Below are 12,138 nucleotides of genomic sequence, written 5' to 3' on the forward strand. Positions count from 1 at the left end.
CTGCCGGACGAGCCGGCAGGCGCGGGATTACAGCGCCTGGACCTGGTCGGCCTGCAGGCCCTTCTGGCCCTGCACGACGACGAACGAAACCTTCTGGCCTTCCTGCAGCGACTTGAAGCCGTTGCCCTGGATGGAGCGGAAGTGCACGAACAGGTCGGCGCCGCTCTCCGGGGTGATGAAGCCGAAGCCCTTGGCGTCGTTGAACCACTTGACGGTGCCGGTCTGACGATCGGACATAGTTGCTAACTCCTCAAAATACAGTTTGAAATGGAAAACCGGCTACGGCACATCCGCAGACGGTACTGGATTGCAGGTGTTAGGCAAAGCGGATCGATGTAGCAGATCGTCGGATCGACTGCATCAGGCCACGAACCACGGTGACCCAGGCAAACACAGTGGGCGCACAATACCCGTATTCGGTCCGGATAGCGAGTACCGCCGGTCACCGCCCCGTTTCCGGGCGTTCAGCCGGCTCCGGCCAGGCCCCAGGCCTGCGCGGCGATCCGGTAGGACGCCTTCCGGGCCTGGTGGTCGTGGAGGTTGGCCACCACGATCAGCTCGTCTGGCCGGTGCCGGGCGGCGAAGTCGGCCAGCCCGCGGGCCACCGCCTGCGGCCCGCCGACCACGCTGCAGGCCAGCGCCCGCTCCACCCCAGCCTTCTCCTGCGGGGTCCAGTACGCCTCGATGTCGTCCAGCGGCGGCGGGATCAGGCCCGGCAACCCGCGGCGCAGGTTGACGAAGGCCTGCTGCGGGGTGGTGAACAGGCGCCGGGCCTCCTCGTCGCTGTCCGCGGCGACCACGTTCACCGCCAGCATCGCGTAGGGTCGCTGCAGCCGCGCCGACGGGCGGAAGTCGCGGTGGTAGAGCAGCAGCGCCTGGTCCATGGCGTCCGGGGCGAAGTGCGAGGCGAAGGCGAACGGCAAGCCCAGCGCGGCCGCCAACTGCGCACCGAACAGGCTCGAGCCCAGGATCCACACCGGCACTTCCAGCCCCGCGCCGGGCACCGCGCGCACCGCCTGCCCCGGCTGCGCGGCCTGGAACCAGCCCAGCAGCTCCTGCACGTCCTGCGAGAAGCGGTCGGCGCCCTCGAAGTACCGGCGCAGGGCGCGAGCGGTGGCCTGGTCGGTCCCCGGCGCACGGCCCACGCCCAGGTCGATCCGCCCCGGATGCAGCGCGGCCAGGGTGCCGAACTGCTCGGCCACCTGCAGCGGCGAATGGTTGGGCAGCATGATCCCGCCGGCGCCCACCCGGATGCTGCGGGTGCCGGCGGCCACGTGCGCGATCAGCACCGCGGTGGCGGCCGAGGCGATGCCGGGCATGTTGTGGTGCTCGGCCAGCCAGAAGCGGCGATAGCCCAGCGCCTCGGCGTGGCGGGCCAGGTCCAGGCTGTTGCCCAGGGCGGCGGCCACGTCGCTGCCCTCGCATACCGGCGCCAGGTCCAGTACCGACAGCGGGATGGCGGACGGCATCGGACCCACCCCGCGCCTACGAGCGCAGCGGCACGGTGGCCGGCGGCAGCGGCAGGCCGGCCCGCGCCGCCGGGGCCAGCGTGGCCACCCCGTGGCCGCGCTCGGCCAGGTACTCCAGCCACTTGCCGAGGAAGGTATTCATGCGCAGGCGATGGTCGACCAGTTCCGCCGGGGGCGGGTACATGCCCATCACGTCCTGCCAGCGCCGGCCCACGTAGCAGTGGGTGGTCTCCACCTGGCGCGCGTCCTGGTACAGGCGCAGGTAGGCCGACGGGTCCGGCTCGCCGGTGAGGGGGTCGCGCAGGTCGTAGGTCAGCCGCAGCTCCAGGGTGTAGCGGTGGCGTTCCAGCACGTCCAGGCGCACGTCCAGGCCGTCGCCCACCGAGGACACGTGGCTGCCCTCGCCCAGACCCGCGGGGGCGAACAGCCGCACCAGGCGGGCGTGGTTTTCCGCATACAGCCCCATCAGCCAGCCGAAGCGGCTGAGCCTGGGAACGCGTGCGGCGAGTGAGGCGACGTGTTGCATGCGATCGATGCTACACGTTGGCGCGCGGCCGCGGCAGCATTGATTTGCGCATGCGGTGCCCCTACCTTGGCGGAGTCCCCGAAGGCGTTCCGGCGCCTTTTTTCAGAACATCCCGCGCTGCAGGCCCAGGGTGGACAGCACCTTGCTGGAGATCTCCTCGATGGAGACGTAGGTGGTGCTCAGCATCGGGATGCGTTCCAAGCCGAATATCGCCTCGGCCGCCTGCACCTCGCGGCGGCAGGTTTCCAGCCGCGCGTAGCCCGAGTCCGGGCGCCGCTCCTGGCGGATCTGGTGCAGCCGCTCCGGATCGATGGTCAGCCCGAACAGCTTGCGCCGGTAGGCCTTGAGCCGCGGCGGCAGGCGGTCGCTCTCCAGGTCGCCATCGGTCAGCGGGTAGTTGGCCGCCTTCAGCCCGTAGTGCAGCGCCAGGTACACGCAGGTCGGCGTCTTGCCCGCGCGCGACACGCCGACCAGGACCACGTCGGCTTCCTCGTAGTCCAGCCCCACGCCGTCGTCGTGGGTGAGCGCGTAGTTCATCGCCTCGATCCGGCGGTGGTAGCTGTCGAAGTCGACCATGCCGTGGGCACGGCCCACGTGCGCCTGGCGCGGCTGGTCGAGCTCGCGCTCCAGGTGCCCGATGAACGGCGCGAACACGTCCAGCATCAGCGCGCCGCTCTGCGCCAGCACCGCGCTCAACTGCTCGTCCACGCAGGAGTTGACCACGATCGGGCGCACCCCGTATTGCTCGCCGGCCACGCGGATGCGGGCGGCGGCCTCGCGCGCCTTGTCGGCGTCGTCGACGAAGGAGATGCGGTCGGTGAGGAAGCTGAAGCCGCTGAACTGGGTGAGCAGGCTGTGGCCGATGGTCTCGGCGGTGATACCGGTACCATCGGAAACGTAGAACACCGGGCGGATCGCCGTCACGGCGCGGGCTCCCTCGGACACGTGTTGAGCATCGTGATCAACATTGATATGCGGCGATTGCGCAGAGCATCATAACGCCCCCTCATACCTCGGGGCACGGCCACTGGCCCGTCCGGGCGGTGGCTCCACGGAGCATCGCACTTGAACCAGAACATCCTGTGGTTGCACGAACTGCGCCTGTCCGACCTGGCCCGTGTCGGCGGCAAGAATTCCTCCCTCGGCGAAATGATCGGCCACCTGGACGGCCTGGGCGTCTCGGTGCCCGGCGGCTTCGCCACCACCGCCGAGGCGTTCTCCGCCTTCATCGCCCACAACGAGCTGCACCAGCGCATCTACGACCGCCTGGCCACGCTGGACGTGGAGGACGTGGCAGCGCTGACCGCCGCCGGCCGCCAGATCCGCGGCTGGGTGACCGACGCCCCCCTCCAGCCCGACCTGGACCGCGACATCCGCAGCGCCTACGCGAAGCTGTCGGCCGAGAACGCCGGCAACGGCGGCGGCGATGTCGCCGTGGCGGTGCGCTCCTCGGCCACCGCCGAGGACCTGCCCGACGCCTCCTTCGCCGGCCAGCAGGAGACCTTCCTCAACGTCGCCGGCGCCGACGACGTGGTGCACAAGGTCAAGGAGGTCTTCGCCAGCCTCTACAACGACCGCGCCATCGCCTACCGCGTGCACCACGGCTTCAAGCACGAGGACGTGTTCCTCTCCGCCGGCGTGCAGTTGATGGTGCGCTCGGACGTGGGCGCGGCCGGCGTGCTGTTCACCCTGGACACCGAGTCCGGCTTCCGCGACGTGGTGTTCGTCACCGCCAGCTACGGCCTGGGCGAGATGGTGGTGCAGGGCGCGGTGAACCCGGACGAGTTCTACGTCTACAAGCCCACCCTGCGCCAGGGCAAGCACGCCGTCCTGCGCCGCACCCTGGGCAGCAAGGCGATCCGCATGGTGTACTCGGAGGCGGCCGGCGAGCGCGTGCGCACCGAGGACACCCCGGCCGAGCTGCGCGGCCGCTTCTCCATCTCCGACGCCGACGTGCAGGAACTGGCCCGCCAGGCGCTGGTGATCGAACGCCACTACGGCCGGCCGATGGACATCGAGTGGGCCAAGGACGGGATCAGCGGCAAGCTGTTCGTGGTCCAGGCCCGGCCGGAGACGGTGAAGTCGCGCGCCCGAGCCACCCAGATCGAGCGCTACGCGCTGGGCGGGCGCGGCGAAATCGTCGCCGAGGGCCGCGCCATCGGCCAGAAGATCGGCGCCGGCGCCGCGCGCGTGGTCCGCTCGCTGGAGGACATGGAGCGCGTGCGTCCCGGCGACGTGCTGGTGGCCGACATGACCGACCCGGACTGGGAGCCGGTGATGAAGCGCGCCAGCGCCATCGTCACCAACCGCGGCGGCCGCACCTGCCACGCGGCCATCATCGCCCGCGAGCTGGGCGTGCCGGCGGTGGTCGGCACCGGCAACGCGCTGGAGCGGATCGCCGACGGCCAGGAGGTCACGGTGAGCTGCGCCGAAGGCGACACCGGCTACATCTATGCCGGCGTCCTGCCCTTCGAGCGCACCACCACCGACCTGGACAACATGCCGCCGGCGCCGCTGAAGATCATGATGAACGTGGCCAACCCCGAGCGCGCGTTCGACTTCGGCCAGTTGCCCAATGCCGGCATCGGCCTGGCCCGCCTGGAGATGATCATCGCCGCCCACATCGGCGTGCATCCCAAGGCGCTGCTGGAATACGACAAGCAGGACGCGGAGACCAAGAAGAAGATCGACGCGCGCATGGCCGGCTACTCCGATCCGGTCGGCTTCTACGTGGACCGCCTGGCCGAGGGCATCGCCACCCTCACCGCCTCGGTCGCGCCCAACCCGGTGATCGTGCGCCTGTCGGACTTCAAGTCCAACGAGTACGCCAACCTGATCGGCGGCAGCCGCTACGAGCCGGAGGAGGAGAACCCGATGATCGGCTTCCGCGGCGCCAGCCGCTACGTCGATCCGTCCTTCGCCGACGCGTTCGCGCTGGAGTGCAAGGCCGTGCTCAAGGTGCGCGACGAGATGGGCCTGGACAACCTGTGGGTGATGATCCCGTTCGTGCGCACCCTGGACGAAGGCCGCAAGGTGATCGAGGTGCTGGCCGCCAACGGCCTGCGCCAAGGCCCCGGCACCGACGGCAAGCCGGGCCTGAAGATCATCATGATGTGCGAGCTGCCGTCCAACGCGCTGCTGGCCGACGAGTTCCTCGACATCTTCGACGGCTTCTCCATCGGCTCCAACGACCTCACCCAGCTCACCCTTGGCCTGGACCGCGATTCCTCGATCGTGGCCCACCTGTTCGACGAGCGGAACCCGGCGGTGAAGAGGCTGTTGTCGATGGCCATCCAGGCCGCACGCGCCAGGGGCAAGTACGTGGGCATCTGCGGCCAGGGCCCGTCGGACCACCCGGACCTGGCCGAATGGCTGATGCACGAGGGCATCGAGTCGGTATCGCTCAACCCGGATACCGTGGTCGATACCTGGCTGCGCCTGGCCAAGAGCAAGGCGGGCTGACGGGCGGGCACCCAGGCCCGCTCCTCACAGGCAACGCATGCAACCGTCGTCCCCGCCCAGGCGGGGCGACGGATTCGCGGCGCGCCTACCCCGCGGCCAGTTGCGCCAGGTGCCTGCGGTAGTGGCGCAGTTCGGCGATCGAATCGTGCACGTCGCTCAGCGCGGTGTGCGCCGCCTGCTTGGACACCCCGGCCAGCACCTCCGGCGCCCAGCGCCGCGCCAGTTCCTTGAGCGTGCTCACGTCCAGGTTGCGGTAGTGGAAGTACGTCTCCAGGCGCGGCATCAACCGGTGCAGGAAGCGGCGGTCCTGGCAGATCGAGTTGCCGCACATCGGCGAGGCGCCGGCCGGCACCCACTGCTGCAGGAACGCCACCGTGCGCGCCTCGGCCTGGGCGATGCCCACCTCGCTGTCCAGCACCCGCTGCCACAGGCCCGAGCGGCCGTGCTGGCTGCGGTTCCACTCGTCCATGGACTCCAGCGCGGCCAGCGGATGGGCGATGGCCAGTTCCGGCCCTTCGGCCAGCACCTGGAGCTGCGAGTCGGTGACCACCGTGGCGATCTCCAGGATCGAGTCGCGGTCGGTATTCAGCCCGGTCATCTCCAGGTCGATCCAGATCAGGCGGTCGTGCCCGGCCACTGCGCTGCTGCCCATACCCGGTGCTTCTCCTGCGGATGCACGCTTGCCTGGCGCGTGCGGGCTGGCATGATAACGCACGACCTTCGCACCGGCCGCCCATGTACACCTCCAGCACCCACGCCGTGCTCGCCGCGATGCTCGCGCCGGCCTTCTTCCTCACCGCCACCGCGTCGCTGCTGCTGTCGGCCAACAACCGCCTGGCCCGGATCATCGACCGCGCCCGCACCCTGCTGCGCGAGCTGGCCGAGATCGACGACGAGGCCGAGCGCAGCCTGCTGGAGAAGCGCATCGCCCTGCAGCGCCTGCGCAGCCTCACCATCCTGCGCGTGGGCCAGTTGCTGTACACGGCGATCAGCTTCTTCGTCGGCACCAGCCTGGCGGTGGCGGTGGACACGTTCACCGACCACCGGCTGGGGGCGCTGCCGCTGTGGCTGGCCTCGCTGGGGGTGCTGGCCATGTTCGCCGCCAGCCTGCTGCTGGCCCGCGAGTCCACCCTGGCGGTGACCGCAATCAACGAGGAAATGGACCACCGGCCGGTGAAGCGCACGCCGCCGGCCTGATCCGCCTCCTCGCGCAGGCCCGTCGCGCCGCGCGACGACGCCCGCCCGGGCGGTCGCTACAGCGGCGGCCGCCCGCGCTTGGCCCGGAAATAGTTGCGCAGGCGCAGTCCCGCCTCCTCGCCCAGTACCCCGCCGCGCACCTGCAACCGGTGGTTGTGGCGCGGATCGGCCACCAGGTCGAACACCCCGCCGCACGCGCCGGTCTTGGGATCGGGCGCGCCGTAGACCAACCGCGCGACACGGGCGTGGATCATCGCCATCGCGCACATCGCGCACGGCTCCAGGGTCACGTACAAGGTCGAGCCGACCAGGCGATGATTGCCGATGGCCGCACCGGCCTGGCGCAGGGCCACGATCTCCGCATGCGCGCTGGGGTCGTGATCGGCGATGTTGCGATTCCAGCCCTCGCCCAGCACTCGCCCGTCCCCGCCGACCAGTACCGCGCCGACGGGAATCTCGTCGAACTCGCGCTCGGCCCGGTCGGCCAATGCGAAGGCGTGGCGCATCCAGGCCTCGTCGGCATCGGCCTGCGACGCGAGCGCGGAAGGCGCGCCGGAGACGGGGATTGGGTCGACCATGTCGTCCTTCGCTGCGGCCTGCGGCCGAATGATACACGCGGCTTTTCACCCATCGCTCCCGAGACGGCCACCCGGACCGACCGCGGCGGACGGATGCCGCGCAAGGGAACGCCTATGCCCCGTCCACGCCGCCAGCGCCGGGGACGGCGGCACTTCCCTCATCCAGCAACCGCGCCAAGTCGGCGTCCTTCTCCTGCCACACCCCGTTCATCCATTGCTGGAACCGCGCGCGGAAAGCGCGATCGTCCTGGTAGTTGCCCGCGACCAGCTCGGCCGGGATCGGGCGTTGCCGCACGCGCACGCGCACCAGGGGCACGCGGTTGGCCATCAGGTCGAGCATGGTCGGGCGCCCCGCCGGATAGGCGATGGCCACGTCCACCATCGCATGCAGCCCATCTCCCATCGCATCGAGCACGAAGGCCACCCCGCCGGACTTGGGCTTGAGCAGGTACCGGTAGGGCGAAGCCTGGCCCGCGTGCTTGGCCGGCGTGAACCGGGTGCCTTCCACGAAATTCATCACCGATACCGGGATGTCGCGGAACTTCGCGCAGGCACGCCGGGTGACCTCGATATCGCGCTTGCCCAGCTCGGGGTTCCGGGCGATCTGCCTGCGCGTGTAGCGGCCCATGAACGGGAAATCCAGCGCCCACCAGGCCAGCCCCAGCACCGGCACCCAGAACAGTTGCCGCTTGAGGAAGAAACGCAGCAGCGGAATGCGCCGGTTGAACACCTTCTGCAACACCAAGATGTCCACCCAGCTCTGGTGGTTGGCCAGCACCAGGTAGTGGCCATCGCGCCGCAGCGACGCATCCTGGTCGACCTGGAAGGCGGTGTCGGTGAACACGCCGATCATCGCGCTGTTCACCGCGATCCAGCTTTCGGCCAGCCCGGTCAGCGCCGGGTTGGCCGCCCGCCGCACCGGCCTGAACGGCAGCGCCGCCTTGAACAGCGCCACCGCCAGCAACGGCAATGCATGGACCAGCGTGTTGAGTACGACCAGCGGCAGGATCAGCGCGATGCGCAACCACAACAGAAAGGACACCGGGCGACCTTGCGGAATGACGGCGGCAAAGCCTATCAAATCGCCGCCCTGGGTCCACCGGAAAGCGGCGTGGGGGGGGGCCGGGGCACGCTGGCACCCAACGACGACTGTCCACGGGCAGGCTGCGCGATGAGCGGGGAAGACGCCTTGCATGGACAAGAATTCACCAGGAATGGCTCAGTCGGAGACAGGAACGAAGGCAACCCGCCGGTTCATCACCCGAAGACCCCTCCAATTCGGCTGAAAAATCCTGGCTCATGACTGGGAAAATGCTTGCGGAATGAGTGGACGTGACAACGGAACAATGACTATTCCTCCGCCTTTATCAGCAGGCTATTCATTATATTTTTTATTTCTTCCCTTTTCCGATTACTCATATCGCAAACATGCCCGCTCTTTGATGAGTAAAAAAGCGTTGGTGACGCAATCCAATATTCCGGTGAACTTCCATCTTTAATTGTTTCAATAGATAAATATACATCAATGTCATTATAAGAAAATTCTTTATCTAAATTGCAATTGAAATTTAATATTCTTTCCACTTTGGATTTATCTCGATCATCACTAATACTTAGCGGAGAACTTAACTCAATTAAATCATCTAAAGAATATGAAACAATGTAAATTTTATTGAAACTACGATAGTGGATTATATATCTACATTGATCACAATGCTCCCCATTAGAGATTGAATCAGATCGACATCCGACTCCAAGTAAAATTAACAGGACCAACAATAAAATTGATATCCATGAATAAGTTCGCCCCCTAATCGCATTTATTTGTAGGGCATTTAACTGGAACCGGGTCACCGAAATGATCATGCCTAACTCTCTCCCCTAGCTGTGATCTCTCAGTAGGTTGTTCATCCGGGGTGATCCCGGAAGACTGGAGGTGCGACCCAACCAGCACCCAGGAGCCCCGGATGAACCTGCATAAACATGCCCGTCTTACGCCTCGCGGTCGAGCCCTGCTTGTCGAGCGGGTGATCAATCACGGCCTGCGGGTCGAGGAAGCCGCCCATGCCGCCGGGGTGAGCATCCGTACGGCGTACAAGTGGCTCCGCCGTTTCCGCGAGGAGGGCCCGGACGGGTTGCATGACCGCTCCTCGCGTCCTCTCCGATCCCCCACGGCAACCCCGCCAGGGGGGGTTGCGCAGGTGATCATGCTGCGCCGCCAGCGACAGACCTATCGCCAGATCTCGCTGGCCTTGCCCGTCGGGCCGAGCACCATCGCCCGACTGATGCAGCGTGCCGGGCTGCACCGACTGGCGGAGCTCGCGCCGGCACGCCCGGACAACCGCTACGAGTACCCGCAGGCGGGCGACCTGCTGCACCTGGACATCAAGAAGCTGGGGCGCTTCTGGCGGCCCGGACACCGGGTCACCGGTGATCGCCAACGCGCATCCGACGGCGCCGGATGGGAGTTCGTCCATCTGGCCATCGACGACCACTCCCGGGTCGCCTTCGGCACCATCGAGAACGACGAGCGTGGCTCCAGCGCCTGTCGCGCATTGCTGCAGACACTGCGTTACTACCGAACCCTCGGCGTCACCTTTACCCGGGTGATGACCGACAACGGGGCCTGCTACAGGAGCCGCCGGTTCCGCCGACTCCTGCAGCGCCTGGGGCTGCGACACCTGCGCACACGGCCCTATACGCCACGCACCAACGGCAAGGCCGAACGGCTGGTCCAGACCGCCTTGCGCGAATGGGCCTACGCCCGTTCCTATGACAACTCCCACCAGCGCCAGCAGGCACTTCCTGACTGGCTGCACCGCTACAACTGGCATCGACCGCATGCCAGCCTGGGCTACAAGCCCCCCTCCATCAGCCGACTCCAACTGCCGCTGAACAACGTCATGGGTTTACACACCTAGCTTTCTTGCGGCGCCTTGCTCATATCCCTCAATTGGAACGGCGCGATCACCGGCTGGTGGTTCCCGCCGTAGCTGGGAACGGAAGCTCCAGCAAGGCACGCGCAAGGGCAACGACGACTGTCCACGGGCAGGCTGTGCGGCGAGCAGGGAAATGCCTGGGCGTGGGCAGGAATTCATCAGGAAGCGTTCAATCGGAGGCCGGAAGACAGGAAGACAGGCGGCTTAGCACCTGAAAAACCCTCCCGCTCGACTGAAAAAGCCTGACTCATGGCTGGGAAAATGTTTGCGGACAGTGTGGACGGGACACCACTCTTTGCAACATCAAATTATCGGCTCACGCCTCAAAGAGAATAGATCTGGGGATTCTTCCTCCAGCAATTCCTCAAACTTACCCCAACCATTCGCATCAACGTAATCAGCCTCACTAGCATAGATGGGGACAGCCCAGACAATGACCGTCAACGGCTGCGAACCGCCAATAGTCGCAAAATCATCATCCATAAATACTGGGATTGCACAATACACCGCATCAAAACCAAGCTTATTAACTGCATCCTCGGGAAGTCGTATTACATGCCCCCGAAGAACAGCATTATGCCCAACTAAAATATATTCACTTATAAATAGAAGAAGAGAAATTATTCGTTCGGAAAGACCTGCTCCCGATACGGGACAAACTAACTCCTGACGAATTTTCTTTTCATCAGATATTCTCAGCTCATGTCGACTCAAACCCACTGTCATATAGGTATCAACTGTCTCAAGCGGCGCCCCCCTGAAACACACCACGCGCAAACCATCAGATGATGATTTTTCCTTCCATCCTTGCGAAATATTCCCGAGGAATTTTTCAGCATGTCCAATAATATTCATTACCAACTCTTTAATTGTCAGAACGGTTGCAACCTGAGCATCGTAACCGTACACCTTTGTTATACTCATCTAAGACTTCTTTTCTTTCCATACCGCTCAAGTCTCTGTCTTTCCACTTGGGCTGATGATCAATGTCCCAATCCCGATGCCCCTGCCCTGGCGCAACTTCAACATCCTTCCTGCAAGTTGGACAAGATTTAGTGCCGGACTTGCTTCCATCAGCAGCATTATCCCAAGAATCTTGTACGGTCTTCTTTCTGAAACCGGAAGGTCGCCTGGTTACATCCTTTGCAACAACCTCCACCTTGCCCGCAGCACCGCCCACTTCCGGCGCCCTGCCAGCTATACCTCCAGCCTTTCCAAACATCCCAGCGAACTGGGCCAAAAATCCTGCATCTTCTACAACCTGAAGCCCTAAGCGAACCCAATTCCCTTCAGCAATATTAACGGCCCGCGTCGCTGAGCCGATGGCGTGTCGAACACCATCCACATTACCTGCATCCACGACCATAGTCATAGCCATGTTCGCAGTCACTTTTTGCTCGCAGGCAGCGTCGCCCTTACACAAGGGAAGCACATGCTCCCCGTACATCGCCTGCACGAACTCTTCCCAGCCTTCCTGCTGTTGTTGTGTCTCCAACCCGCCCTGCTGGTAAGAAACCTCCTTCCACTTGTCATAGACCTGCCCGCAAGCCTGCGTACTCCCTCCAGTACAAACTTCTTGCAGTTCTTCACCAAACTGCTTGATCTGGTCTTCTGCAATCTGCCGGCCAAAGAGGTTTAGACCTCTTCCTAGGTGATTGTTTTCTACAATTGTCGCTGCGATATTGCTCCCCGTCGCCGCCTCGCCCAGGTTGCCTCCGGCCAGCCCACCGGCCAGCGCTCCGATCGCCTGCGATATCGCCAGGATCGTCTGCTTGTCCTCTTCCGGCAGCAGGTTGGGGTTGAACTCTCCCGTCACCGGATCGATGGCCCGGGGGTCGTCGCCGTACAGCTTCTGGGTCAGGTACTTGGTCGCCCCTGAAGTATCCGCTTCAGCAGGCCATTGCGACGCGCGCACCTGAGCTGCGAGCCGCCGACGGCAACAGGCACTCCCGGATCCAGGCACACAA

13 protein-coding genes are annotated in these 12,138 nt (G+C 65.1%); 3 read left to right on the plus strand and 10 right to left on the minus strand.

Annotated elements, in window-relative coordinates; genetic code table 11:
• Positions 1–27 precede the first annotated feature (27 nt).
• From HNR76_RS14780 to ppsR, 4 genes are all read right to left on the minus strand, one after another.
• Positions 28–237: a cold-shock protein gene (locus tag HNR76_RS14780; RefSeq protein ID WP_162312247.1), complete on the minus strand. Its 210-nt coding sequence runs from the start codon at positions 235–237 to the stop codon at positions 28–30.
• Positions 238–464: 227 nt separating this feature from the next.
• Complete coding sequence (locus tag HNR76_RS14785) at positions 465–1,469, minus strand: LLM class flavin-dependent oxidoreductase (RefSeq protein WP_162312246.1); 1,005 nt, start codon at positions 1,467–1,469, stop codon at positions 465–467.
• Between the two features lie 16 nt (positions 1,470–1,485).
• Positions 1,486–1,995: a DUF1249 domain-containing protein gene (locus HNR76_RS14790; RefSeq protein WP_162312245.1), complete on the minus strand. Its 510-nt coding sequence runs from the start codon at positions 1,993–1,995 to the stop codon at positions 1,486–1,488.
• A 102-nt stretch (positions 1,996–2,097) separates the two neighbouring features.
• A complete protein-coding gene (ppsR, locus tag HNR76_RS14795; protein ID WP_162312244.1) occupies positions 2,098–2,919 on the minus strand; it encodes a posphoenolpyruvate synthetase regulatory kinase/phosphorylase PpsR in 822 nt (273 codons plus the stop codon).
• Between the two features lie 141 nt (positions 2,920–3,060).
• Between ppsR and ppsA the strand changes: the two genes are divergently transcribed.
• Entirely contained in the window at positions 3,061–5,457 is a 2,397-nt protein-coding gene (gene ppsA, locus HNR76_RS14800) for a phosphoenolpyruvate synthase (protein WP_162312243.1), read from the plus strand.
• An 85-nt stretch (positions 5,458–5,542) separates the two neighbouring features.
• Here the strand turns inward: ppsA and orn are convergent, their stop codons facing one another.
• Positions 5,543–6,109 (minus strand): oligoribonuclease, encoded by a 567-nt coding sequence (gene orn, locus HNR76_RS14805; RefSeq protein ID WP_162312242.1) that lies wholly within the window; start codon positions 6,107–6,109, stop codon positions 5,543–5,545.
• An 83-nt stretch (positions 6,110–6,192) separates the two neighbouring features.
• Between orn and HNR76_RS14810 the strand changes: the two genes are divergently transcribed.
• A complete protein-coding gene (locus HNR76_RS14810; protein ID WP_162312241.1) occupies positions 6,193–6,654 on the plus strand; it encodes a DUF2721 domain-containing protein in 462 nt (153 codons plus the stop codon).
• A gap of 56 nt (positions 6,655–6,710) precedes the next feature.
• Here the strand turns inward: HNR76_RS14810 and tadA are convergent, their stop codons facing one another.
• The 3 genes from tadA to HNR76_RS14825 all read right to left on the minus strand — a co-directional run bounded on the left by tadA (position 6,711) and on the right by HNR76_RS14825 (position 9,098).
• The gene (gene tadA / locus HNR76_RS14815) at positions 6,711–7,232 is read right to left on the minus strand and encodes a tRNA adenosine(34) deaminase TadA (RefSeq protein ID WP_162312240.1); all 522 of its coding nucleotides are present in this window, start codon (positions 7,230–7,232) and stop codon (positions 6,711–6,713) included.
• A gap of 112 nt (positions 7,233–7,344) precedes the next feature.
• Positions 7,345–8,274 (minus strand): acyltransferase, encoded by a 930-nt coding sequence (locus HNR76_RS14820; RefSeq protein WP_425501839.1) that lies wholly within the window; start codon positions 8,272–8,274, stop codon positions 7,345–7,347.
• A 308-nt stretch (positions 8,275–8,582) separates the two neighbouring features.
• The gene (locus HNR76_RS14825; protein WP_162312238.1) at positions 8,583–9,098 is read right to left on the minus strand and encodes a hypothetical protein; all 516 of its coding nucleotides are present in this window, start codon (positions 9,096–9,098) and stop codon (positions 8,583–8,585) included.
• Between the two features lie 101 nt (positions 9,099–9,199).
• Here HNR76_RS14825 and HNR76_RS14830 point away from each other — a divergent pair, with 101 nt between their 5' ends.
• Entirely contained in the window at positions 9,200–10,153 is a 954-nt protein-coding gene (locus HNR76_RS14830; RefSeq protein ID WP_162312237.1) for an IS481 family transposase, read from the plus strand.
• A 321-nt stretch (positions 10,154–10,474) separates the two neighbouring features.
• Here the strand turns inward: HNR76_RS14830 and HNR76_RS14835 are convergent, their stop codons facing one another.
• Both HNR76_RS14835 and HNR76_RS14840 read right to left on the minus strand, forming a co-directional pair.
• The gene (locus tag HNR76_RS14835) at positions 10,475–11,095 is read right to left on the minus strand and encodes a suppressor of fused domain protein (RefSeq protein ID WP_221301513.1); all 621 of its coding nucleotides are present in this window, start codon (positions 11,093–11,095) and stop codon (positions 10,475–10,477) included.
• Positions 11,037–12,138: GH-E family nuclease (locus tag HNR76_RS14840; RefSeq protein ID WP_221301514.1), on the minus strand; the 1,102-nt coding region annotated here is incomplete at its 5' end. The genes HNR76_RS14840 and HNR76_RS14835, both read right to left, overlap by 59 nt.

Origin of the sequence: Pseudoxanthomonas broegbernensis (assembly GCF_014202435.1) — a bacterium.
Lineage (GTDB): Bacteria > Pseudomonadota > Gammaproteobacteria > Xanthomonadales > Xanthomonadaceae > Pseudoxanthomonas > Pseudoxanthomonas broegbernensis.